At 51.2% G+C, this 25,070-nt stretch carries 19 protein-coding genes; 11 read left to right on the forward strand and 8 right to left on the reverse strand.

Translation table 11 applies throughout. The features are described from left to right. The first annotated feature begins 11 nt into the window (after positions 1–11). Positions 12–521, forward strand: a complete 510-nt coding sequence (locus tag AAGJ81_10940; GenBank protein MEM0966653.1) for a hypothetical protein — start codon at positions 12–14, stop codon at positions 519–521. Here the strand turns inward: AAGJ81_10940 and AAGJ81_10945 are convergent. Both AAGJ81_10945 and AAGJ81_10950 read right to left on the reverse strand, forming a co-directional pair. Continuing rightward, positions 518–1,540 (reverse strand): ligase-associated DNA damage response exonuclease, encoded by a 1,023-nt coding sequence (locus AAGJ81_10945; protein ID MEM0966654.1) that lies wholly within the window; start codon positions 1,538–1,540, stop codon positions 518–520. The genes AAGJ81_10940 and AAGJ81_10945 overlap by 4 nt on opposite strands. Next, the gene (locus AAGJ81_10950; protein MEM0966655.1) at positions 1,537–2,211 is read right to left on the reverse strand and encodes a hypothetical protein; all 675 of its coding nucleotides are present in this window, start codon (positions 2,209–2,211) and stop codon (positions 1,537–1,539) included. Before AAGJ81_10950 ends, AAGJ81_10945 begins: the two co-directional genes overlap by 4 nt. Before the next feature lie 158 nt (positions 2,212–2,369). Between AAGJ81_10950 and AAGJ81_10955 the strand changes: the two genes are divergently transcribed. Both AAGJ81_10955 and AAGJ81_10960 read left to right on the forward strand, forming a co-directional pair. Then, positions 2,370–2,984 carry an HNH endonuclease gene (locus tag AAGJ81_10955; GenBank protein ID MEM0966656.1) on the forward strand — a complete coding sequence of 205 codons (615 nt, stop codon included), beginning with the start codon at positions 2,370–2,372 and terminating at the stop codon, positions 2,982–2,984. A 43-nt stretch (positions 2,985–3,027) separates the two neighbouring features. Next, positions 3,028–5,493: a circularly permuted type 2 ATP-grasp protein gene (locus AAGJ81_10960; protein MEM0966657.1), complete on the forward strand. Its 2,466-nt coding sequence runs from the start codon at positions 3,028–3,030 to the stop codon at positions 5,491–5,493. A gap of 18 nt (positions 5,494–5,511) precedes the next feature. On the opposite strand, the gene lpxA is transcribed toward AAGJ81_10960, so the two are convergent. Both lpxA and AAGJ81_10970 read right to left on the reverse strand, forming a co-directional pair. Then, entirely contained in the window at positions 5,512–6,285 is a 774-nt protein-coding gene (gene lpxA / locus AAGJ81_10965) for an acyl-ACP--UDP-N-acetylglucosamine O-acyltransferase (GenBank protein ID MEM0966658.1), read from the reverse strand. A 4-nt stretch (positions 6,286–6,289) separates the two neighbouring features. Further along, positions 6,290–7,618, reverse strand: coding sequence for a bifunctional UDP-3-O-[3-hydroxymyristoyl] N-acetylglucosamine deacetylase/3-hydroxyacyl-ACP dehydratase (locus tag AAGJ81_10970; GenBank protein MEM0966659.1), 1,329 nt, complete (start codon positions 7,616–7,618; stop codon positions 6,290–6,292). A gap of 174 nt (positions 7,619–7,792) precedes the next feature. Here AAGJ81_10970 and AAGJ81_10975 point away from each other — a divergent pair, with 174 nt between their 5' ends. From AAGJ81_10975 to AAGJ81_10990, 4 genes are read left to right on the forward strand one after another with little or no spacing between them, the layout of a single operon-like run. Next, positions 7,793–8,713, forward strand: coding sequence for a transposase (locus AAGJ81_10975; GenBank protein MEM0966660.1), 921 nt, complete (start codon positions 7,793–7,795; stop codon positions 8,711–8,713). 7 nt (positions 8,714–8,720) lie between these two features. After that, entirely contained in the window at positions 8,721–9,764 is a 1,044-nt protein-coding gene (locus AAGJ81_10980; GenBank protein ID MEM0966661.1) for a tRNA-dihydrouridine synthase family protein, read from the forward strand. Between the two features lie 45 nt (positions 9,765–9,809). Beyond that, the gene (locus AAGJ81_10985) at positions 9,810–10,973 is read left to right on the forward strand and encodes a homoserine O-acetyltransferase (protein ID MEM0966662.1); all 1,164 of its coding nucleotides are present in this window, start codon (positions 9,810–9,812) and stop codon (positions 10,971–10,973) included. Next, positions 10,970–11,674 (forward strand): methionine biosynthesis protein MetW, encoded by a 705-nt coding sequence (locus AAGJ81_10990; GenBank protein ID MEM0966663.1) that lies wholly within the window; start codon positions 10,970–10,972, stop codon positions 11,672–11,674. The genes AAGJ81_10985 and AAGJ81_10990 overlap by 4 nt, the downstream gene beginning before the upstream one ends. Here the strand turns inward: AAGJ81_10990 and AAGJ81_10995 are convergent. Both AAGJ81_10995 and AAGJ81_11000 read right to left on the reverse strand, forming a co-directional pair. Further along, positions 11,647–12,618 (reverse strand): alpha-E domain-containing protein, encoded by a 972-nt coding sequence (locus AAGJ81_10995; GenBank protein MEM0966664.1) that lies wholly within the window; start codon positions 12,616–12,618, stop codon positions 11,647–11,649. The genes AAGJ81_10990 and AAGJ81_10995 overlap by 28 nt on opposite strands. Before the next feature lies 1 nt (position 12,619). Continuing rightward, complete coding sequence (locus AAGJ81_11000) at positions 12,620–14,059, reverse strand: circularly permuted type 2 ATP-grasp protein (GenBank protein ID MEM0966665.1); 1,440 nt, start codon at positions 14,057–14,059, stop codon at positions 12,620–12,622. Positions 14,060–14,188: 129 nt separating this feature from the next. Between AAGJ81_11000 and AAGJ81_11005 the strand changes: the two genes are divergently transcribed. The 4 genes from AAGJ81_11005 to AAGJ81_11020 all read left to right on the forward strand — a co-directional run bounded on the left by AAGJ81_11005 (position 14,189) and on the right by AAGJ81_11020 (position 20,160). Next, positions 14,189–15,097 (forward strand): sulfotransferase, encoded by a 909-nt coding sequence (locus AAGJ81_11005; GenBank protein ID MEM0966666.1) that lies wholly within the window; start codon positions 14,189–14,191, stop codon positions 15,095–15,097. Positions 15,098–15,215: 118 nt separating this feature from the next. After that, complete coding sequence (locus tag AAGJ81_11010) at positions 15,216–15,668, forward strand: bifunctional nuclease family protein (GenBank protein ID MEM0966667.1); 453 nt, start codon at positions 15,216–15,218, stop codon at positions 15,666–15,668. Further along, on the forward strand, positions 15,665–19,414 hold the full coding sequence (locus AAGJ81_11015) for a hypothetical protein (protein MEM0966668.1): 3,750 nt from the start codon (positions 15,665–15,667) through the stop codon (positions 19,412–19,414). Before AAGJ81_11010 ends, AAGJ81_11015 begins: the two co-directional genes overlap by 4 nt. 26 nt (positions 19,415–19,440) lie before the next feature. After that, entirely contained in the window at positions 19,441–20,160 is a 720-nt protein-coding gene (locus AAGJ81_11020; protein MEM0966669.1) for an SDR family NAD(P)-dependent oxidoreductase, read from the forward strand. Positions 20,161–20,175: 15 nt separating this feature from the next. Here AAGJ81_11020 and AAGJ81_11025 read toward each other — a convergent pair whose 3' ends face one another. Continuing rightward, the gene (locus AAGJ81_11025) at positions 20,176–21,081 is read right to left on the reverse strand and encodes a phytoene/squalene synthase family protein (protein MEM0966670.1); all 906 of its coding nucleotides are present in this window, start codon (positions 21,079–21,081) and stop codon (positions 20,176–20,178) included. A gap of 7 nt (positions 21,082–21,088) precedes the next feature. After that, positions 21,089–24,814, reverse strand: a complete 3,726-nt coding sequence (smc, locus tag AAGJ81_11030; GenBank protein MEM0966671.1) for a chromosome segregation protein SMC — start codon at positions 24,812–24,814, stop codon at positions 21,089–21,091. Positions 24,815–25,070 lie beyond the last annotated feature (256 nt).

Raw genomic sequence — 25,070 nt, forward strand, 5'->3', positions numbered from 1 at the left:
TCTTTTTTTGAATGCTTATCGTTGCTGCTGTTTGGGGGATCTCGGGGGTCCTTGCGATCTTGGGTTTTGCGATTTACCGGCTGTTTCCGATTGCAATGGATTCTTTCGAAGGGAGCAACTTTGGCCTACTAGAGTGGTCGGTGCTGGCTGTCTGGGTGGCTTTCATGATTTACGCTGAAGGGGTCAGGGGGTTTCACTTTGCCTTTTCGCCTCGGGTTGTAGCCAGGGCTCGGGCACTGCTCACCCACCCAGACTTGCCATCATCCCTCCTGGCACCGTTCTACTGTTTCGGTTTTTTTCGGGCGACACGCAAAAGAAAGATCGTTTCGTGGTCTGTTGCCCTTGGAGTCATCGGGCTTGTGCTAGTCGTTCAACTACTTGAACAACCATGGAGAGGAATCATTGACTGGGGAGTGGTTGCCGGCCTGGGAATCGGAATGGCCTCTATTCTCTTTTACTCCATTTGCTGGATCATTGGAAAGCCGATCGATTTCCCTACGGACTTGCCGGATTCTGACTAGTCTTCCTCGGCTTCGTCTCTATCTCTCAAACTCCCGACCTCGATTGATCGGATACCAGTCTCGTTTAGATACTGGGTCACAACGCTCGTGAAACCGTGCATCGTGCCCACAAACTCTGCGCCGGTTTCGTAAATGGTCTGGTGTAGCTGGTTCCAATCGACGTGATCTGAGAGAACAAAGCCCCGGTCGAGGGCTTGGCGTCGGCGGCTTCCCCGGATCTGCATCCAGCCAGAGGCAAAGGCGAGAGACATAGGGGAAAACTTTCTCAGCCATGGGCTTCCGGCGGTGGATCCGGGAGCTATAATGAGGCCGCGCCCGGTGAATTCGGAGCGATTCTCCGGGGTCACCTTACTATGTTCGGCTAGGGAAATACCCGCAGCTTTGTAATGGGGGTCAAACTTCTCGATACTGCCGTGGACTCCGATAGGACCTATGGAATCATCGAGGACGGCTAGAATTCTCTGCGCTTTTCCCAGAGCGTAGGCGAAAAGGACGGAGGTGATACCCTGCTCTTGGTTTTTCCTCCACCAATTATGAATCTCGTATTGGACTGACTCGACCGTAGGCCAGCTATATACAGGTAGTCCGAAGGTACACTCTGTGAAAAATGAATTGCAGGAAACGATCTCGAATGGATCGCATGAGGAGTCGGGCTGTCGTTTGTAGTCGCCGGTTACGACGCAGGTATATCCTTGCCTCTCAATTCGGACTTGCGAAGCACCTAGAAGATGACCGGAGGGGTGGAGGGACAAGGTAACCCCATTGATTTGCAACTGCTCTCCGTAGCCGAGGGTTTGAAAGGAGGGTGACCCATATCCTACCCGTTCCTTTAAGACCCCAAGGCCTCGCTGCGACGTCAGATAGTGTTTGCTTCCCGGCCTTGCGTGGTCGCTGTGCGCATGAGTAATGATGGCACGATCAACCGGGATGCGGGGATCGATGAAAAACTTTCCTTCGGGACAGTAGACACCCTCCCTTTCAATGGTGAGGACACCTGCTGGATCGAGGGCTTGGCTCAGAAAGAGAGACTAGCAGAGAGTTCCAGAGACTGGAACTGGTAGTCATCGACTCCGACGTTTCGCCCAAACAGAGTGAAGTTGGAATCTTCCACCACCGTGTAGCGGTAAGCGAAGTCGAAGCGAATGTTACTGAGTGGCTGGTATGAGATGCCAGTCAGGAACTGGTAAGTGAACAACCACTTATCATTCTCATCAGTTACGGTACCTAAAGGACCGGTTACAGTTGCCTTTTGGTTTAAGTTTGTTGCCCCTAGACCACCACCAAAGTAAAGACCCCAGTTGGTTTCCAAACTGTCTAGGATGTCGTAGTATACGTTTCCAAGAAAGGTGTAGTTGTCGGCGTCGATTTTCGAATTGTAGAGACCTGTTCCCAGGTTTGAACCCGTGATGGCTGCGGCCTGGGCTCCAGTTGCCTGGGTCGAAATCTGTGAGTCGGGCATGTAGTATTGAAATTCGAATTCGAAATACCAGCCGTTGCTGGGCACCTTGTATCCTACATTTGCGATACCTCCGAAACCGTCTTCCGGGTCGAGGTTTCCGTTCCCAAGGAGGTTAGTGATGGAATTGTCTGCTTCCGGGAAGAAGTAGGCAAGACCTGCTCCGAAGTAGAGTTGTCCGAAAGCTGTTGAGCCTGAGGCGAGGGTAAGGGTAAGAAGGAGGGCTTTTTTCATAGTAGGTAAGGGATCCGAGAGTGTGAGGCTGGGAAACGGTTGTCAAACAGCTTTAGGCCTCTTGGTTTATGATCCTTTTCAGAAAATCGTGTGGATCGGTGAGACATAATTTGGCTTTGCAGTTGCAAGCATTCGGTCGCTTTGTTTCTAGTCGGAGGATGGTCGATGATCCGGGACAGTTTTCAAATGAAGAAGCGTTCCGCATTTTAATCCTCAATCGGGTTTGGCAACCGGTGAACATCGTCGGAGTCCGAAGGGCGGTGTCTCTTTTGTTTCAGGACAACGCTCAAGTGATTCATCCGAACGAAGGCAACTACGAGTTGTTATCTGCCTCGGACTGGATCGAACGGTCTACAACTCACCCACCTGAAGAAGGGGAACTCTGCGTGAGGTCGGTTCGTCTCCGCCTTCGCCTACCGCAGATTTTGCTTTTGAAGGAGTTTGATCGTGTGCCTGTGCAAGATACGAAACTGTGTAGGCGGAACATTTTCGAACGGGACAACTACCGCTGCCAATATTGTGGTGAAGTTTTTCCTGAGTCTAAGTTGAACTTGGACCACGTGATTCCGAGGGACAGGGGAGGTCGCACGAGCTGGGAGAATTTGGTAACTTCATGCATCGAGTGTAATAGCAAAAAGGCTAATCGTCTTCCCCATCAGGCTGGATTGGTGCTTCGGCGTCAGCCGATGCGTCCCAAGCATAGACCTTTCCTTTCAGTCCTACACAGAAGCGGTTCGCGGGATGCCTGGAAGCCTTTCCTAGGTAAAGCCTGATGCACTGCAACTCCTTCGGGGTGGTTGCGGTTGACGCAGCGGCATGAGCGTTTCAGCAGACCAACTGAATCTCCCTGTGGTCTCTGGAGATTTTCCCCCAGAGGTTTTGGGGGAAAGGGCTGAATCACTCAAGCGAATCGCTGCCGAGATCGGGCACCACTTTTCACTGACTTCGGACCAAGGCGACCATGCAGGCTGGGACTTGGATGTTTTTCCCCAGTTGCTGCCTTCTGAGGACTGGGACCTGATTCAGAAAGGTTCCCTGCAGCGCATGGAGGCGTTTAGTCGGTTTGTCTCGGATGTGTATGGGAAACGGGAGATCGTTCGGGAGGGAATTTTACCCGCTGAGCTACTGCTGGGTATGCCAGGCTACTACCGAGAACTCCTAGGAGAGGGCGGACCTACAAATAGTGGATTCTTACTCGGTGCTATGGATCTGGTTCAGGAAAGGGCAGGTAAATGGGTGGTCTACGAAAATCACTTTTCATTTCCCTCTGGCATTTCCCACGTGATTCAGAACAGGAGGATGTTGGCACAGGCTTTTCCTGAGATCTTTTCGGGGTTTTCTGTCGTGCCAGTTGCGGGATTTGGAAGTGACCTGATCGAGGCGCTGAAAGGGACTCGTGCGAATGATGTCCAGCGAATCGTTCTCCTTACCCGTGGCGATACGGTTCGCCCCCATTTCGACGACTCGTTTCTTGCGAGACACATGGGTATCATTGCAGCTCGACCAGTAGATCTGCTGGTTCGCGATGGACGAGCCTTTGTGAAAACGATCGACGGGTTAGAACGGGTGGATGTGATTTTACGCAAGGTGGAGACAAACGCTGTCGATCCGATCACTTTCGTTGAAAACTCTGATCGCGGAGTGCCCGGATTGGTGCATTGCATAAGAGAGGGAAATGTCAGAATAGAAAATGTTCTGGGGGCAGAAGTGGCCGACGATTTGTCCCTGCTCCCCTTTAGCGACGCTATTGTTCGTTTCTACTTAGGTGAAGTCCCTCTTTTGCCTACTGTAGAAACGTTTCACTGCGTCGACCAGGATCAGGCAGAATGGGTGAAATCAAGACCCGAAGAGTTTCGCTTTGACCGGGTAGCTACACCCCGAGTTATGGAAACTGCCTATGCCAGCAATCAGACTGGAACGTTTCATGTGAACGGTAATATCGGGTACGCCGGGCCTTTTGAATGGACCGTTGCTCGGCGAAAACTCTCTTCCGTTGCATTGCCAAGGTGGACGGACTCTGGAATCGTGCAAACACCCTATTTTCTCAGGGTTTTTGGCATGTTACGGCCTCATCCGGTAATCCTGCCAGGAGGGCTTTCATGGGAAGCGGGCGTAGATCAGGCGCTTCACTTAATTGGCGGCATGAAGGATACCTGGGTTATCGATCCTCGGGTAGAGCGTTTTCCGAGTGACGATTCCAAGCTCGAAACACAGATCGCTCCGACGAATTTATCTGCTCCCAGCAGGGTAGCTGAGGGGCTTTATTGGTTGGCGCGTTATCTTGAACGCGCACGAAATTCGGCCCATCAGGCGAGTTTATTGGAAAGTATTCGTCTGACGGAATTGGCACCAGAGGACATGGATTATTACTGGCCCCTTTGGAGAGGGGTGGCTTCGGCGGCCGATTTCTCTCCGATTGCGGACTTGGAGAGTTCACCGGAGAATTTCAAGAGGCTGTTCCGTAACTTCGTCGCAAAGAAGAGTGAACCTTCCTCTGTTACTTCCTCTCTTTTCTCTGCGCGAAGAAATGTAGATCGTATTCAAGAATGGATTACGCCTGAAATGTCTGAGTCTTTCTACCATATGCTGGATAAGTTTGAGGAGGAGATGGGGCGGCGTTCTAAGGCTGCTCATAGGAGGAATCTGGATGCGTGTCTGATTGTTTCTCAAGAGCACGCTCGTTTTGTCGGCACTCTTGAGAGGACTTTAAGCCATGACTCAGTTTACGAGTTCTGGCTTTTAGGGGTTTCTCTGGAGCGTGCGATCTGCACCATCACCCTGCTGGAAGCAATTATTCCGAGTCGAGTAACTCGCCAGCAGCAGCATCTGGAGGACGATACTGATCTCACGGCGCTACTACGGCTTCTGGGCTGTCTTGACGCCTACCGCCGCGAATATCGTTCCAGGGCGTACCTGGATCGGGTCATTCGATTAATCTGGAGGAATCGCTATCTCCCGGGTTCGATTCTTTTTAATCTGGTTCAGATTCGTGAATCGATGAAAAAGCTAGAGGATGAAACGCCGAGTCATACGAATCGCTCGCTTAGGAGAAAGGTGAATCGGGTCATCAAGAGAGTGGACGATTTTCCGATTGAAGAAGTCTTTCCTGCGAGGGCGGATCTACTGGATTTTGCTTCCGCCCCGGAGGCTACCCACGTGAGAACATTAAAGAGTCTTAGGGTCGAATTCCGCTGGATGCGGAAAAGCTTGCTCTCACTTCACAGTCATATTGAGGACCTTTATTTTAGCCATCAGCTCGGAAGAATGTCCGGCAACCCCTAAAGAGCTACAGTCCCTGCTCTAGCAGATGCCTCGTTTGCTCTCTTTTACGAAACGGATGATTTCTGCGAGGATTGGGTCCGACGCGTCCGATCGTTGTTCGAGCTTCTCAAGTGCCTGACTGCGGTTTAAGCCCTTGCGAAAAAGCGTTTTAAACGCCTGGTGCACCAGTGCTACTTGTTCGGGCGTAAAGCCAGCTCTCTCCATTCCAATCCGATTGGTTGTCCGGGCTTCGGCAGGTATACCATCTGCGATCAGAAACGGAGGAACGTCCTGAACTAGTTTAGCCATTCCTCCGACCATACAAAACTTTCCGAGGCGACAGAATTGATGTACCCCCGAGCCCCATGCAATGTTGACGTGGTCACCACAAACGACGTGACCAGCGAGTGCAGCGTTGCTGCTCATAACGATGTGGTCTCCTAACTGACAATCATGGGCGACATGACTATAGGCCAGAATCGTGTTTCGATTACCGAGGGTGGTAAAGGCTCCGTCGTCGGTCGCGAGATGAACAGTGGAATACTCTCGAAAAACATTTCCGTTGCCGATTTTTAGTCCCGGGGTGCCACCCGAGAACTTTAGGTCGTGAGTTTTGCCACCTATCAGGGCATACGGAAAAACTTCGTTGTTTTCTCCCATTTCGGTAAAGCCTTCAACGGTAGCATGATGGTGAACGACGCAACCGGGCCCTAGGCGAACATCGGGACCGATGAATGCGTAAGGGCCAATTTCTACATCTTCAGCGAGCACGGCGCCGTCTTCGACGATCGCCTTAGGATGAATCTTTGCCATGGGCTTAGTGAGACTCTCCTGCTTCGACAATCGTGAACATAAGTTCCGCGGAAGAAACGGTTTTTTCACCGACCTTGCACTCACCCGACGCGACAGCTAGTTTGTTACCCCTCTTCTTGATCAAACGAACGTGGATCGAGATTTGGTCGCCCGGCTCCACTGCATTTCTGAATTTCACCTTGTCGCAACTCATGAAGAAGGCGATCCGGTTCTCCGAGGTGGTGTGGCGTAGCATGAGGATCCCGGCAGCTTGCGCCATGGCTTCGATTTGCAGAACTCCTGGCATTACGGGCCTACCTGGGAAGTGCCCCTGAAAATAAGGTTCGTTGATACTCACATTTTTGATTGCGACTAGTTCGTCGTCCGAGACGATGTCGAGGACCCGGTCAATCATCACGAATGGATAACGATGAGGGATCGTGTCGAGTATTCTCCGGATATCCAAAGCCTTTTCGTTAGGAGGAATGCTGGACTTCGGAAGTGTTTTAGCGCCGGACGATTTTTTGGATTGAAGGCGTGCAGCAAGTTCCCGTGTAAGACCTGCATTGAGTGCATGGCCAGGACGTACTGCCACGATGTGAGCGTTGATGGAGCATCCGAGAAGCGAAATGTCGCCAAGGATATCGAGGATCTTGTGACGAACGAACTCGTCCTTAAACCGCAAAGGTTCTTTGGAAAGAATTTTGTCACCCTTGATCACAATTGCACTGTCGAGGCTACCACCTTGAATCTTACCAAGTTTCAACAATTCTTCGATATCCTCATAAATCGTAAACGTCCGGGCGGGAGCGATTTGAGCGACGTAAACCTCGGGATCGATCTCCAGCGTAAGGTGTTGCGTGTGAATCCCGCGATCATCGGACGAAGTGCAGGTAATTTTCAGGTTTTCTGAAGGGAGTGCGATGATGGAACGGTTTCCTTCAGTGATCGAGATTGGCTCTTCGAGAGAGAATACTTTGCGGTCTTTTGTCTGTTCGATGGGTTCCGCCTTTTGGATCAGATTTACAAAGTGTTTTGCGGAACCGTCTAGAATTGGAGGTTCGCTGGCACCCATTTCAATCACAGCGTTGTCAATGCCGCAGCCGGTGAGTGCACTCAGGATGTGTTCTACAGTATGAACCTTCGCATGGCCCGACGAGAGTGTAGTGCTTCGAACCAGATCGGATACGAGGGCAACATCTGCCTTAATCTCGGGTTTTCCGTAGAGATCCGTCCGCCGAAATAGAACACCGGAGTCTTCCGGCGCGGGTTTGAGGGTGAGGGTAACATCTTCCCCGGTGTGAAGCGACTTACCGCTAACCGAGGATTCCCGAAGAATCGTCCGCTGTTTCATCAAATCTGTTAAGTGCTGATAAATGCAATCAGGGGTCAGCTTTTCAATCAAGAATCTGTTCTAATCGAAATTAGGGACAGGTATAAATTATTTGACCAAGTAAAGAAACAGGGCTTTGTTTATTATGTGCGGGGTCGAAGACTTATTGGTAGGGGAGATGCGGTTTATCACTGTATGTCTCGAACAGTGAATGGTGAAAGGGTGCTGGGGCCCCGGCACCGAGAGGTGTTTCAGAAAATGTTGAAGGCTGCTGCTGAATTCTCAGGTGTAAAGGTTCTCACTTACTGCTTCATGGAAAATCACTTCCACCTGCTGGTGAGGGTCCCTGCCAACGACAGTGTTTCGGATGCCGTTCTAGTGAGGCGTTATCGGGCGCTGCATCCGCAACCAAATCCACTTCAACCTCTGTCTGCAGATAATCTAGAGAGAATTCTTGTTCAGGGTGGGGCCGAGGCAGAAGTAGTCCGAAGGAAACTGGTCGATAGAATGGGTAGCCTTTCGGAATTCATGAAAACGCTGAAGCAAAGATTCTCGCTTTGGTTTAACCGAACTCATCAGAGGTTTGGTCCTGTTTGGAGTGACAGATACAAGAGTTTGCTTGTTCAGGGCGACTCTCGGTCCTTGCTGACGGTTGCAGCTTATATTGATTTGAATCCAGTTCGTGCTGGCATTGTTGCGGATCCCCGAGACTACCCAAACTCGTGCTACGGAAGGGCGATTAGAGGAGGTGTTTTTGAAAGAGAAGGGCTTAGGGCCTTGCTCCCAAAGCGAGCGGTAAGCTTGCGGAGATATCGCGACGTTCTTTTTTCAAAAGATAGACCTACGACTGCCGGTTCTTCGTTGAAGTCTACAAATCCCTCTTCTCTAAATCTTCCGAGTGGAAAGCTCTTACTTACCCGTCAACCCGCTTTCACCAGTGGACGAGTGTTGGGGTCACTTGAATACTTGCAGAAGGTTTGCAGCCTATTCCGATCAGAAATGAAATTTGAAATTTCCGCCAGGGGTCCAACTGCGTTAGTTGGATTCGACAATTTGTTCGTCGGTGTGAGGGTGCGGAAAACAAGGCGAATAGGTCTGGGTGACCGAATGTCTTAACAGGATTTTGAGCCCATTGCCCCCGCAGATCGAGAGTGGCACTCTGCCAACGGCTTTGGCGCCGATGCAGAATGTGACCGATCGTGCCTTTATGAAGGTGATAGCAAGGATCGGACCGCCCGATTACTTTTTCACCGAATATTTCTCCGTGCATTCCGCGTCCTCTCTCGACCCCGAAATCATTCGCTCAATAGAGGAAAACGAGACCGGAAGGCCAGTCTTCGCTCAAGTTTTGGGAAATGACTCTAAGGCTTTAGGCGATGCAGCGAATCAACTGGAGCGCTATCCGATTGCGGGTGTCGATCTCAACCTCGGTTGTCCAGCGCCAAAAATCTATAAGAGAAATGCGGGGGGAGGATTGCTCCGAGCCCCGGATTATGTGGACCATATCATCGGAGAGATGCGCGACAGGATTGAGGGAAGCTTTTCCGTGAAGTGCAGGATCGGGTTTTCGGATACGCAGCCTTTCTCACGGTGTCTACGGTCCATCGAGAGACACAAAGTTAATTTCTTAACGGTTCATGGGAGAACCGTGAAGCAGATGTATCGGGGAGATGTGGATTACCTTAAGATTCGGGAAGCAGTGGAAAGACTCAGTTGCCCTGTACTCGCGAACGGTAACCTGTCCTCGGCCGAGCGAGCCCGAGAAGTAGCAGAGTATACCGGCAGTTATGGTTCCATGATTGGCCGTGGTGCGGTGCGAAACCCGTGGATTTTCAGGCAGGTGAGGGAGCACTCAGCGGGAAAGGAAGTCTTCCAACCGACTTTGGGTGATGTCGCCGGCTACATAGACGATTTGAATCGAACCAAAAAGGAATACTTCCCAGCTGTGGAAGAAAAGTACCGGATAGCGCATCTTAAGAGGTATCTCATTTTTATAGCTGAAGGTGTAGATCCAGAAGGGCAGTTTCTTCATGAAGTGCGCAGGGTTGGTTCTGAGAAAGAGCTCTTCTCTGTCTGCGAGGAACATCTTTTGAACCCGTCTAAGCGTGACAACTTTTTCGCGAATGAGCCGTTTCCAGGAGTCATTGCGAGGCCGAATTGTGAATAGGGGTATCGAGGGAAAACAGCGTTGAACCTTTTGGTGAGTCGACGCATGTTTTCACGTTTAATGAACGACTCGAAAGAAGGGAAACCGGTAGCCGATCCTGTCGGCGAAGTTGGCATTGTCAGGCACCATGACTTTGTCTCTGACCGAGAGTTTCATTTTGAATCCGGAGCCACGATTCCTTCTTTTCAGTTACGCTATGAGGTTTATGGGAAACTGAATCAGGCGCGGTCGAACGGGATTCTGATCTGTCATGCTTTGAGTGGAGACCATCACTGCGCAGGGATTTATTCCCTGAACGATCGCAAAGTGGGTTGGTGGAACCAAATGATTGGTCCAGGCAAGCCGATTGATACCAACCGTTTTTATGTGATTTGTAGCAATTGCTTGGGCGGATGTCAGGGCTCGACGGGTCCGCTGAGCACCAATCCGGTAACCGGGAAGCCCTATCGACTGGATTTTCCGCTTCCAACGATTCGAGACATGGTCGCTGCTCAAAACCGCTTGATTGAATATCTGGGTATTTCGCGACTCGCCTGTGTGATTGGCGGTAGCATGGGTGGAATGCAGGCGTTGCAGTGGGCGATCGATTTTCCTGATCAAGTTTCTGCGATTCTCCCTATGGCAAGCACACCCCGACAGAATGCACAAGCAATTGCTTTCAATGCGGTCGGACGGACAGCGATTCTCCAAGATCCAAAGTGGAACGATGGGCTATACGAAGCTGGAGAGGGTCCCGATGTGGGCCTTTCCGTTGCAAGGATGATGGCACATATCACCTACGTTTCGGACGAGGGATTGGAGGCAAAGTTTGGAAGGGCAAAAACAGCTGCGGACCTGGATTCTAAATTTGATGCCATCGAGTTCGAGGTGGAGAGTTATCTCCGGTATCAGGGGCAGTCGTTCGTAAACCGGTTCGATCCGATCACCTATCTCTATTTCACCAAAGCACTCGACCGGTTTGATTTGTATGGAGAGAGTGGAGAATTGGAGGAAACCTTCGCAGGCATTTCTGCAAAGGTTTTAGTTGTCGGTTTCACATCGGATTGGCTGTTCCCTCCCGAGCAAAACAGGAAGATCGCGATTGCGCTTCTCCGTGCGGGAAAGGACGCATCTTACGCGGAAGTGAATATGGAGTTCGGCCATGATTCATTCTTGATCGATTCGCTCGAGCTAAATGGTTTTGTCCGAAACTTTCTGTCTAACCTATGAGCGAGCGATATCCAAAAAGCCCGTTTCTGCAGAGAACGAACAAACGGAGGCAGATCGATTTCGAAATACTGGTTGACTGGATTGAATCAGGTAGTCGGGTTCTCGATCTAGGATGTGGTCGAGGGATTCTCCTTCGAGAATTGATCGACCGTAAAAATGTTTACGGGATCGGTGTAGATTCGAACCCCGATAAGATTGCCTCCTGTATCAAGCGGGGCGTGAACGCATTTCAGGGGGACGTAAAGGAGACCATGGATCGATTTGAAGAAGACTCGTTTGATTATGTTGTGCTGACGAGGACTTTGGAACTAGTGGGTGAGCCCGGAGCCGTGATTCGGAAGGGCCTGACGATCGGTCGATCCGTAATAGTTGGTGCAATAAATCATGGTTTCTGGAAAAACCGTATCTCCTACTTTCTGAAAGGACGAAGTCTCAAGAATGATGTGTACCCATTCTTTTGGGAGGACTCCCCGCTTTCCAATCACTTGTCGATTGGTGAGCTGATCGACTTTGCCAACCGCGAAAAGCTTCATGTCGAGAGGGCGGTTTACCTGCGGGGTGATTGGAAGACCCGCACGGGGTTCATGCCCAACTGGCTCGCTGGGTATGGAATTTTCGAGATCACCGGCGGGGAAAGTTCTACCTCTAAAACCAGCCCCTCAAGAGGGTCGGGTCAGTCTTCAGTAACAGCCCCGAAATAGGTGCTGTGAATCGAGTCGCCTACTGCATTGAGGCGAACCTGCAAGTAGTCGAGATACTCATGAAGGCCCTGCTCAAAAATCTCTTCTAAAGTGACGTAGGTGAGATCACTGAAAAGGCGCCCACACTCTCTCTCGGCCTCGTTGGAGAAGCGATCAACGTTCCGGTTGTTGGAAATCATCTCCAAGTTTTGTCCGACTTTCCCCAGGGAGAAGCGGACCGCTCGTGGAAACTTCGCCGAGAAAAGCAGAAACTCTGTCACCAAAGCGGGATCAACGTTTTTTACGTAGTTGCGGTGATAGGCCTCAAAGGCACTGCATGAGCGAAGAACAGCTGTCCATTGGGCCGTATCAACGATGCCTCCAACGTCATCCACGCTGGGAAGTAGAATGTGATACTTGATATCCAGAATGCGGCTCGTTTTGTCGGCTCGTTCGAGGAACTTTCCGGATTCCATAAAATAGTACCCGAGTCCGCGAACTACAATCGATTCGACCAACCCCTGAAAGAGTTGTGAAAAACTCTGAATCTTCTGGTAAAATTGATAAGGTCCAAGTTTCCAAACCTCCTTAGATCCCGAGTTTCTTAGATTGAGGTAGGCGTCGTTGATTGCCTCGAAGACCTCGCTGGGGATTTGGTCTCGAATGATCCTGGCATTCTGCCGGGCAGCGATCAGGCAATTGATAATCGAGTTGGGATTCTCGGAGTCGAAGGTCAGAAAGTCGGTAGCCGAGCGAGAATCCGGTTGATAGCCGAGGGACTTGAAGAGTTTCCAGTCTCCGGTGCTTCGAATAATGGGCTCCCAGTGTTCGATGAGTCGGGAGTCATTCAGATCCCGGAAATCCGTGAGGATGTTTAAATTAACGTCGAGGAGACGGGCTATATTGTCTGCCCGCTCGATATAACGGCCAATCCAGTAGAGGGACTCTGCTACTCTAGATAACATGTTATCGATCTCCGTAGAGCACCCAAGTGTCCTTACTGCCACCTCCCTGCGAAGAGTTCACAACGAGTGATCCTTTTCGGAGAGCTACACGGGTCAGACCTCCGGGCAGAATATTAATCTTCTTCCCGCAAAGTATGTAGGGCCGCAGGTCAACGTGCCGCCCCTCGATCCCTTCTGAGGTGATTGTTGGATGTCGAGAAAGGGAGATGGGGGGCTGTGCGATAAAGTTCCGTGGCTTCGTTTTGATGAGGTCCCTAAATTCGCTGATTTCTTTTTCGGTTGCCTGCGGGCCAATCAACATTCCGTAGCCGCCCGCTTCGTTTGCCGACTTGACGACGAGGTTTTCAAGGTTTTCGAGAATGTAACCGCGTTCCTTTTCGTCGGATGCCAAATAGGTATCGACACTCTCGAGAATTGGATCTTCGTCCAAGTAGAACCGAACCATGTCCGGAACGTATTTGTAGATCAATTTGTCGTCTGCAACGCCGGTTCCGATTGTGTTCGCAAGACTAACATTGCCCCTGCGGTAGGCATCGACGAGTCCAGCCACCCCCAAGAGCGAGTCTTTACGGAAAACATCAGGGTCGAGGAAATCGTCGTCGATTCTCCGGTAGATAACGTCGACTCGCTGCAACCCTTCGGTGGTTCTCATGTAGACAAAGCCGTCTTCGACCACGAGATCACTCCCTTCCACGATCTCGATTCCCATCCTTCGGGCGAGCAAGCTGTGCTCGAAGTAGGCACTGTTGTAAACGCCCGGCGTTAGAAGGACCGCGACGGGATCGTCGACTCCATCGGGAGCTATATACTTAAGTGTCGCAAGAAGATCTTCGGTATATCGCTCAACTGCCCGGGTTCCTGATTTTGGGAAAAAGTGGGGGAACACCTTCTTCATCGCATCCCGATTCTCGAGAAGGTACGATACCCCGGATGGGGAGCGCGCATTGTCCTCAAGAACCAGATACTTCCCTTGACGATCCCTGATGAGGTCTGTGCCACAGATGTGAATGTAAATGTCCTTGGGGACAGGAACATTCATGAACTCCGGCCGGAAATGCGCTGCGGACTCGACGTGTTCACGGGGGATGATCCCGTCGGTAATAATTTTCTGTTCAGAGTAAATGTCCTTCAGAAAAAGATTCAGAGTCTCCATCCGCTGAGTGAGACCCTTTTCTAGAAACTCCCACTCGGCCGCCGGAATGATCCGTGGAAATAGGTCGAACGGAAAAATTCTTTCCGTTCCCTGGTCATCGTCGTAAACCGTGAAGGTAATGCCCTGCCTGAGAAACGCCCGGTCGACGGCTTTTTGCTTTTGAGACATCTCTTCTGGATCAAGGCTTTGGAGCCTGTCAATGAGGGCCAGGTAGTGCGGGCGCACAGAACCGTCTTCTTCAAACATTTCGTCAAAGAAATCTTCTACTTGATACCCTGAGAAATCCATTCGACCGGGAGGTTGTCAGGACCTTGGTTGAAATCCAACTAAATTCAGGGCGGTTCTTCAATTCGAACTTTGCCTAAGCGTTGTTGTCTGGGAGACTTGTATTACTCAGAGTCTAAACCTTGAGAATTGATGAAGCCGGAATTTATATGCATCGGTGCCATGAAAGCTGGAACTTCTTGGCTGTTCAGAAGACTAAGGGAACATCCTGAGTTCTCGCTACCTCCAGTAAAGGAGATGCACTATTTTGATCGGTCTTCTTCGTATCCTTCCTTAAATACTCTCGCAGAGACCAAGTTACTCAGTCGACTCTGGATGCGCGACTACATCAGAACGGGGGCAAAAGCCGTATTTGGATCTCTCAAGTCGAGAAATGTGAGGTTGGCGAAATGGTGGATGCTATACTATTTCCACAACTTTTCTGACAAGTGGTATATAAAGCTCTATGAAATGCAGCCTGGAATCACTGGCGATATAACGCCGGGCTATTCCATTTTAAATCGAGAAGATGTTGAGCGGATACAGAAGGTCGCTCCTCGGGCGAAACTGATTTTTTTGATACGTAATCCTATCGAGCGAGCATGGTCGCATTATCGATTCACAGAGAAGCTTGGTGGCTCTATAGAGCTAGATAATCTCGCGGGATTTAAGGCTTTTATCGATTCTTCGCGTCAATCACTTCGGTCAGATTACTTGCGCACGATCGACTTGTATTTGGAAGTTTTTGATTCTAGCCAGCTGATTCTGGGGTTCTACGATGCCATCCAGGATCAGCCAGAGGCTCTGCTTTCAGGGATATTGGATCACATTGGGGCGAAAAACACCGCGGAACACGGACGAGTGAGTCAGGTTGTCAACAGATCAAGAGAGGTGGAAATTCCCGAGTCCTACCGGAAATACCTTGAGAGCAAATATTATGGGGAACTGAAAGAGCTCTCCAATCGATACGGGAGCTACGCTTCGAAATGGTTCTCTCGTGTCTCAGATGAAGAATCAGATCAGGAGAATGGAGTAGAGCTTTCCGCGGTGGTTTACCCTTGAAAGTCGTGCCGGTCTTTTCCGTCCGTCTCCAATCATAGGGAGAAGCAGATAGTCAGCCCTAGGCTCGTTGCCAGCGTTTTACTTGAGTCTTTTTCCTCTGGTGCCTACTCTCCATTGTATGAAAAACGACGTTCAGCTGGTTGAGGTGAAAGGGGTCATGCCGACAGCGAATGGCTGTGCGGTCTTTCTGGGGAACGAGGAGAAGGTATTTGTCATCTATGTGGACCAGGGGATCGGCAACACGATCTCAATGACGATCAACAACGTGAAAAAGGAACGGCCGATGACCCACGATTTGATAGCTAACATTTTTCAGGGGTTCGGAATTGAGTTGGATCGAGTGGTCATCAATGACGTCGACGAAGGAACTTTCTACGCGAGGATGATCCTTCGCATGGAAAACGAGATCGACACGAAGCTAGTGGAGATCGATGCGCGCCCGAGCGACTCCTTGGTGATGGCCCTGCAACAGAAGAAGCCGATTTTTGTAGATCGTGAGGTGTTGAGCAAAGTCGACGATATGTCTGAGATTCTGGAACGCATCGTGAATCAGGATGGAACTGACGAATGAAATGGGTGCGCTGGCTGATCGGGGCAATCGTATTATTGCTCTGCGGTATCGGGGTCTTGTTCATTCCATCCGTTCAAAAAGCAATTTTCGTAAGCGTAGTTTCGACTGACGAAAGGAGGGTTAGCGTTGATACCTTTCGTTTGGGCCTGTCTGGTCTGAAAATTGAGGGATTAGAGTTTTCGAGTCCGGAAATTCTTGCCCGAGTGCCGAGTGTAGAGGCGTCCTTTTCGTGGAGTGAACTTTTCCGAAAGAGGTTACGCGTAAACGAGATCGTGGTACGTGATTTTACCTTACAGTTTGCGGGAGAAGCTGAAACGGTAGAGAGAAAGGATACCGAAATTACTCTTCCCCAGGGCTTTCGAGGGATTCTGGGGAACCGTGTCCCTCTCGAGCTAGGATCCGCTTCGATTTCGGGTACCATAGTGACTGCGGAGGGCGGGTCGGCTGAAGTGAATGCGATGGGTGGCAATCTCTTGGCTGGTCAGACGAGTGAGTTTTCAGTGACCCTTTCGCCGGATGCCGATGCGGCTTCAGCGATCCCGGAGGTTACAGCAACTCTAACCACCTTTCTAACTGCCGAAGCAGACGTCGGATCTCTCAACCTTCGTGTCGTAGCAGAATCAAGACTTCCCGAGGTGGAAGGGGAAATCGAACTGCTTGCGACCGCCGAATCTTCTTCATCGGGAGAGGACTACACGGTCGAACTTCTATCTGAAGACCTGTTGAAGGACGGCACCCTCGGCCTTACCGGAAAGTGGATCGAGTCCACAGGTCTCCTCGAGCTGGCCTTTGAGGCGGAAATTGTTGATCTAGACGTTGTCCGGGCTTTCTACGAAGGAGAGCTTCCAGAAGTATCGTGTTTCTTGAGTGGCCAGACTACGATCCGTCCGGGGGAGGGAATGTCGACCGGACATCTATCCTTCTCTCTAGAATCGGGTGAAGACCTTATCCCAAATCTCAATCAAGCGGTTACGAGTTCCGGGCGCTTGAGTATAGAAAGAGTGGAAAAAGGATTGTTGGTCGATGAGTTCGAGATAGAGGTTTCGCCAAAAGATTCTGAAAAGGAATGGCTGGCTTTGCGGCTTCTCCGACCCCAGATTTTTGCAGTAGGAGAAGTGCTCTCAGTAGAAGACGGTGATTTTGCTGAGATTGTCTTCTCGCTGCCCTCGGAGTTTTTGCAGGGGTTCTTGGTGGACCTAGAGGTCGGTGATCTTACCGGAACTATGGTAGGGTCTGTCGAGGGGGACTCCTATCTCCTGAGAGCGACTAGAGACTGGGAAATTGAGTTGGCAGATGCTGATTGGGATGGCGACCGACTGAAGGTCTTGGGCCAGCCAAGCTTTTCCCTCAGCAATGAGTCCCTGAAAGCGGAGGGTTTGGTCAGTGTCCAATCAGGTGGCTCCAGCCTCAACTTTGATTTGGACGTCGAGGGCTCAAGGGAGCTCAATGACGGCGTTCGGGTTGGTTTGGTTGTCGACGGCGATTTACGTGCGGCTTGGCCGATCTGGCCGACAGGGCGGGATCTTATCGGAGGGTTGGTCACTGGTAAATGGGACCTGATTATCGACGACAGGATCTCGGGCGAGGGAGCGCTCGGAATGACCGAGATTGAAGGAGAAGGAATTTTGATCGATGAAGTTCAGGTTCAGCTCGAGGATTTCTCAATCGCCACCGAAACACCAATGAACTTCTATGCCAATGCGGATCTCGAGTGGCTGGCGAACGGCGGTAGGTCTCGGATTGAGGTGACTGAACTCGAGGGTTCTCAAAATGAGACCGAACGCTGGAGGTTTCGATTGCCGAAAGTTCTAGCACAGTTGGATCAGCGCTCATTGCAGATTCTCCAGAAACAATCTGTTCAACAGCCAAGCTCAATGCCTGAAAGACCATTTGATCCGTCGGTTTTCCAAGCGATGTTTGAACCACCCGCAATTCCCGTTGACCTCGATCTACTGGGTGCCGAAATCGAGTGGACGGACGGTAAGAGTCAGTTGAAAGCGGATGCTTCAGTGAAGAGTCTTGTGGCGGGCGAGAGTGGAGAGATCGTGCTGGCCGGACGAGTGCAAGACTTGGCTTCTGGGCGAAGCGCAAACGCGCAAGTCGAAGGAAAAGTGGAGATTGATGCCGCTGCAGCGTTACGAAGTGCGACAGCGACCGCTTCAATTGAACCCGATTCCGCGGTTCAGGGATTTGAAGCTGTTTTTCTTGATCTGGCCTACCGACCTTCCTCTGATTTGGAACCCTTGTCGCTGCGCTGGCTTTCTGAGAGGGATGGATTTCCGCTGCTTTCGATCAGTGGAGCACCTACTGAAGAGGGAGCGGTTTTTTCTGCGGAGGCAGATTTTGCAACGTGGACCCGTTCGCCGTTGCGAAACTCGTTTCCGAATCTGTCTACCGGGCACCTCAGTGCAGAAGTCAACCTATCGGAGGATTTGTCTTTCACTGCCGACATCGAGGCTCTCACCCCGCTCGACGCCTTTGATAGCTTTGATGTAGAGGCCAGCGGGTCTCTCCTATCGGCGCCGCCGGTAGAAGCTAGATCTGCACTGAAAGTCACTGATGCAAAAGGCAGAACGAGCGATCTGAATTTGGAGGTTCTGGGTGATCCGGCTGAAAGAATAGAGGCGATTTTGACCGGACAACGAGTCGACATAGAGAGCCTGCAGGATTTCGCCCGAGTGTGGTCAAAACCTACAGAAACGGAGGTGTCTACCTCCCCGAAAAGTGAACCGGGTGATCAGTGGCCGCTGGAGAACTTACCCTTTCCCGTGGAGGCAAAGTTGGGAATTGCAGAGCTGATTGTTCCGAATCTTCCGTCAGTGAATGCACTGGATGGCCTGATCTCTCTGGCCCGTGACTCCGGCTCCGTTCGGATGGCCGGTGACTGGCAGGACGAGTCAGAGTTTAGTTTTGAAGCCTCAGTCGAGCGGAAGGATGAAGAGGTTTCTGGGGTAGTAGTTGGAAAAATTGAAGGTCTCGAAGCCACTTCACTCCTCACAAATTTGCAACCTGGTCAAACTCCATCGGTGGAGGGAACTTTCGACACGGCAGTGAACTTTTCGGGTAATGCATCGAACCTAGAAGATTTACCTAGTTTTCTTACAGGAACGATCGAGATCAGCGGTAGAAATGGACTGATCCGGTCCTTGAAACCTGAGACGAGAGTTTCTCGAATCGTGCAGGCTGGCTCTCTCGCGGGTATTGTTTTTGCGGATACACTGAACCGTCCGGGATTGGCGGCGTTGGGTGAGGTGGCTAACCTGTTTACCGAAATTCCATTTAGCCAGTTGGTGATTTTGATTGGGCGGACTGCGGCACAGGAAACGACGGTCGATAGTGTTCGTTTGAGAGGCCCTTACCTGAGTATTGATGGTTCGGGAAGGGTGGCTCCGGGTAGATTGGAAGATGTGGCAACGAATCCGATGAATCTGTCACTGGTCATGGGTAGCAAGCCACCGCTGGCAAGGCCCCTTCAAATCCTCGGTTTTCTTGGAGATAATAAAAATGTCGACGGATATGTGGAGTGGGCTAGGCCGGTGGTTTTAAAGGGAAGTTTCTCTGAGGTAGATACGAGCGAGCTTTGGGGGAGCCTGATTACCGCTGTGAAGCGGGCGGCTACTTTGCAGCCCAAAGACATTGAAGGGATAGACGGTGAGCAAGAATCCGAGAGGGAAAATGGACGTTCGACGACAGAAGAAATTTTCGAGCAAGGGGCAAACCGACTGCGGGAGTTCCTCAATTTGTAAGGAGTCTTTGCGGACTCGACGCGATAATGGAAAAAAGAGTTTTGGTAACTGGAGCCAGTTCCGGCCTTGGGAGAGGATTTGTTGAGGCTCACCTAGATCGGGGGGATCAGGTGTATGGTGTAAGCCGAAGAGTTCCGAAGGACCTGATCGCAAAAGGACTACGGCACTCCTCGATGGATCTCTCTAAATTCACGCCTGATTTGGAGGCGTTTCGCACTTGGATTCAACCGGTGCGCCGTTGGGATCTGGTTTATCTGAACGCCGCGAAACTCGGAAGAGTGGGGGATATGCGTGATACTCCTTTGTCCGATCTTAGGGAGACGATGGAGGTCAATGTCTGGGCCAACAAATGGATTTTGGATGCGCTTTTCGAAGAGGCGGATTCTGTGGAGGTGGTGATCGGAATATCTACGGGAGCCTCTCGTTCTGGTAATCGAGGATGGAATGGCTACAGCCTGTCGAAGAGTGCCTTCAACATGTTGATCAAGCTTTACGCCACCGAGCAGTTGAAAACCCATTTTGTTGCTCTTGCACCGGGACTCATCGAGTCGGAAATGCAGGATTACCTCACTTCCCTTCCGGTTGATGAAAGGTTTCAGTTCACCAAAATCCTAAAGGAGGCACGGGGCACGGAGCGTATGCCTGACGGACGGGCATGCGCTGAGATGATTTTGGAACAATGGTCGAAAATCCTCGCAGTCCCGAGTGGAGAGTACGCGGATATCCGGCAGCTGAGAGACGGCTGAACGCTCTAAAGGACTCTAACGTTTTAAGGCTAGCCCAATCTTGCGGCTCAGGCTGACGAAACGACGTTCTCGGATGTCGTAGTCGTTTTTCTCAATTTCGGTCAGGATTCCGGCATAAACCCGCCCCATCGTCTTGGCGGTTTTCGCGGACTTCTTGTCTAAGAGAAAGAGTAGACCTTCCTCGGCAGATTTATACCATCCGCGGGCTTTTTGGATGAGTCCATCAATGTAGTCTTTCCAGTCAGAAGAAGGACCATTTTGGATCAGAGAACTCACGCTTAGGTTTCTCGCATGAAGCGACTCCTCCGGAAGGTAAATGCGACCATTCTCAAAGTCTTCCTTAATATCTCTGAGGATATTGGTGAGCTGCATCGCGAGGCCCATCGCGACGGCGCGAGGATAGGCCTCTTGAGAGCTCACGCCAAACACCCGGCACATCATCAGCCCGACGACCGACGCCACCAGGTAACAGTATTCCCACAGTTCTTCTTCAGTCTTTATTCGAACCGTTGCGGTGTCACGGTAACAGCCCTCTACAAGTTCATCCAGAAGTTCAACGGGGATCCTGCGGTGTTTGCAAACCCAGCCAAAAGCAGCGGCGAAGGGAGCGGGGTGCTCTCCGGAAATGATGGTACGGTTGTCAGCCAGAAGCTTCTCTCGGGACGGAAGAAGGTCCGAAGGCGACGCCTCATCGATAAGATCGTCAATGTAGCGACAGTAGCCGTAGGCCGCATAAGCCTCCATGCGTTTTGCCTTGGTAAGAAAATGTGAGGCAAAATAGAAACTCTTCGCGTGTTTTCTCGTAGTCTCTTTTGCGTTTTGGAACGACTCTCTAAGTTCCTCCGGGGGACTTAAGCAGTCGTCAATTTTGTCGACCGGTAGATTTGGGATACGACGAATAAGCTGTTCGGGAACCGACACCTTCCGTCTATTGAGTAGCGATTGCTTCTCCCGCTAGCTCGCCTTCAGCAAACTCTGCCTTCTGCGTGTTGTGGTTAAATCGCATGGAAACCATCTTCGAGACACCCTTCTCCTGCATGGTAACTCCGAAAACAGAATCAGAGGCAGCGATGGTGCGTTTGTTGTGGGTGATGATTAGGAATTGGGAAAACTCGGTGAACTTCTTCAGCATCTCCGTGAAGCGACCAATGTTTGCGTCGTCGAGGGGGGCATCCAGCTCGTCGAGGACGCAGAACGGGCTCGGTTTGACCATGTAGATGGCGAAGAGCAAGGCCACGGCAGCCATGGTCCTTTGTCCTCCACTGAGGAGGCTGAGGGTAGCCGTTCTCACACCTGGAGGCTGCGCCCGGATCTCGATGCCGGAGTCGAGAATGTCCTCAGCTTCAATCAGAGAAAGGTCAGCTTTACCTCCGTTTGTGAGGTGATCGTAAGTGTAGGTAAAGTTCTCCCGAATCTTCTCGAACGTCTGCTGGAAAAGATGTTGAGAAGTCTCGTTGATTTCGTCGATAGCTCGTAAAAGTTCTTCTTTGGAGTTCCACAGATCCTGACTCTGGGCGCGCAGGAACTCGAATCGCTCCTTGAGATCCTTGTATTCTTCGATGGCTACAAGGTTGACCGCACCCATTGAGTTGATCTTTTCCCGGAGCCTTTTGCTCTCCTCTTCGACCAATGTCCAATCGGTGGTTAGGTAGCGTTCGAGGTCATCTTCGGCGGGCTCTCCTCGTCCGTCGATGGGGTTTAAGTCGATGTCGTCACCTTCCTCCAAATCGTCCAGCTTTACGGATGATTTAAAGTCGCGGTCAGCGTCCCAAAGAGCTTTCCGCCAGTCGCACGCACGCACGTCGATGTCGTTTCTGCTACCCGAGATCTCCAGAATGAAATCGACTTGCGATCTCTGCTTTGTCAGCTCCATCTCTTTCCTGTTCGCAGACTGCTCAAAGTCCTGCAGGCTGCGTCTTTGTTCGGAGATAGACTTTTCTTTCTGTCCTAAAAATTGGTCCAGATCTTTAAGTGAAGATCGGGCCTCCTCAAGATCGACCTTGAGATCGCTGAGGGCGCTAGCCGCTCTCTCTTTTGCGATCTCCTGTTCTTTGATTTCGAGAACCGTCTTGTCCGTTCGCGTAGAAAGCTGAGAGATCTCCTCGAGTCGTCTCTGGTTCAGCAGCTCCAATTCTTCAGAACGCCTGGCAGTTTCGGAAATTCCTTTTTCGACCAACTCGAGAGCCTGTCGTTGGCTTGCGTGATCGAGTCGCGTTTTCGTCCATTCTTCGCGCTTTTGATCGCGGTTTGTGCGAAGGCCCTCGATCAGAGATTCCGATTCAACAATGCTCTCCTTTTCACGATTCAATTTGGTCTCAACCTCTGTCAATCCCTCGAGTGCTGCATCTAGATCTGACTGACTTTCTTCCCGCGAGTTTTCGAGCTGGCCCATTCTTTCTTCTGCCTCCGCGAGGATTTGAAGATTGCTTTCGATACTAGCTGAAATCGCTTTTGTCTCTGCTTCGAGAGCAGATTTTTCCGCGTTGATCTCATTGCGCCGATCCCGCGCAATTTCGATGGAGGATTCCAAACGATCCATCAGCTCCTGGTCGGTCCGGGTCTTTTCCCTTTTCGAATCGAGACTTTTTTCCAGTTGAGAAATCTGGTCGTTCAGGCGTTGGATTTCTGCCTCACGACCGAGAAGGCTCTTATCCTCCTCAATGGGCTTTCCAGCAATGATGGTTCCGTTCGAACAAAAGACGGTTCCTTCAGGTGTGACCATTCGGCCAAAAGACAGGTTTGGGTTTTCAGAGATCCAGCGAAGCAGACTTTCTTCCGAGGAGGCGAAGTAGCAATCTCCGAGCAAGGTCTCAAAGAGCGGAAGAAGCGATTCGTCCTTCGGATGAATTTTGGAGAGAGCCGGCATAAGATCCGGATGGGAAATGGAATTGGGGGAAACGGAACCGGCGGAAAGGATCGTCGTTCTCGCGATGTTTTTCTCCCTCAAGACTCCAAGGAGCCTCGGTAATTCGTCAGCGTTCTTCCAGATGACCCCATCGACTGAATTTCCCAGAAGGGCCTCGGCTGGACTGGTGAAATCCGGATCGACGGTAATCACCGTCGAAAGAAGGCTCGCATCGGAATGGTCGAATCCCTCGCCGAGATCACCTTGCAGGATCGATTTAGCGCCCTCTCCAAAACCCTCCATTCGATCCTGAAGGTCGCGGAGAATCTGTTTGCGGGCGGACGCTCTAGCGAGTTGTCGATCCAGATCCTGCACCTCTGTCTGAGCCTGCTTAAACCGTTCGCGGGCTTCGGAGATTTCCCTTTTCTCGTTCTCCAAGGCCTCTTCAGCCAGAGCGGAGTCTTTCTCTCGCTGATCGAGTGCTTGTTGAGTCTTCTTCTGAAGGTGGTTGAGGCGCTCGGATTCTTCCTTTGCCGAGTGAACGGTTTCCCCATGAGATGCGTGGCGAACCTCGAAGGACTTCAAGTCGACCTCCAAAGTGGTGCATTTGGACCGAAGCTGGACGATGGAATTTTCCAGCGTTAGGATTTGCTCACGTTTCGACCGTAGTTCGGATTCCGCCTCCACCAACAACTGCGAGGCCTCCTCGAATCCCTTTTCCTTCTGAGCGGCCTGGTTGTCTGATACTCCAAGGAGGTCAAGCTGCTGTTGCTTGGTTTCGGTTTCTTCGGCGCTTTGCGCTTTGAGCAGATCTTTCTGACTGATGAGCTGCTGAACCTCTGCCTGAAGGGAGGAAATTTTCTCGGCGTCCTCCCTGTTGCGATGGACCAACATCTCGACTTGGCTGGTGGAGCTTTCGATCACGGAACGCAGATCGAAGATGTTCTCCTGAGTCTCTTCGATTTTTCCGTAAATCTCGGAACGGCGATTTTTCTCTGATGAAATGCTCTCCTCAACCGACTCGATCTCGTTTCGGATAGCGTTTGCTTGTGCCCGTGAGTCGGAAACCTCAGTCTCGATATCCACGATCGATCTGTCTAGCTCCCGGATGCGAAATGAATGGAGAGCGAGCTCAAGATTGTTTTGTCGGTGACTTAACTTTTTGAAACGGATTGCTTTCGCAGCTTGACGCTTAAGACTCCCGATTTGGCGGCTGACTTCGTCGATCACGTCGGAGACGCGAGACAAGTTAGCGTCCACCAATGCCAGTTTATTAAGGGTTTCCTTTCTTTGGCTCTTGTAGCGAGTGATGCCGGCCGCTTCTTCAAAGATGGTCCGCCGATCCGCCGGATTGGTAGACAGAATTTGGTCGACCTGACCCTGAACAAGAAAGGAGTAGGCGATCTGGCCGACCCCGGTATCCATAAACAGGCGTTGGATATCTTTTAAACGGGAGACCTTCCCATTGATTCGGTACTGGCTTGAGCCGTCGCGCGAGACTCTACGGGAGACCTCGACCTCATGAAAACTGGACCCCAATTCGGCCTCACAGTCGGAAAATGTAAGATTCACCTCGGAGTAGGGGAGAGATTTCCGCTTCTCGGATCCACTAAAGATAATGTCCTGCATCGATCCTCCCCGAAGAGACTTTGCACTCTGTTCCCCGAGGACCCATCGCACTGCATCGGCAATGTTGCTCTTCCCGCATCCATTTGGGCCGACAATGGCGGTCACCCCGGGTTGTAAATCTAAGCGAGTGATGTCGGCGAAACTCTTAAAGCCGTTGAGCGTTACTTGGCGCAGATACATGAGGAATGGGCTAGGAAAACCGCCGGAAACTCGGATCGGCAAACAAAATCGCGACTAGTTTCTGGATCTTTTTGACCGACACTACCCGAACAAATCCTTTCGAAGCCCCCCGAGCACGGTGAGCCCTCTCCAATCTGCACCTCTCATCGCCTTCGGTCCCGGTGGTCTCACCGCTGAGAGCTGCGGCTGCGTAGCGGCCTGACTAGCGACAAAGGCCTCCGAGCCCAGAACCCTTCCGTCGGTGAAGTAGCGCACC

The organism is Verrucomicrobiota bacterium (assembly GCA_038744685.1).
Lineage (GTDB): Bacteria > Verrucomicrobiota > Verrucomicrobiia > Opitutales > Puniceicoccaceae > Puniceicoccus.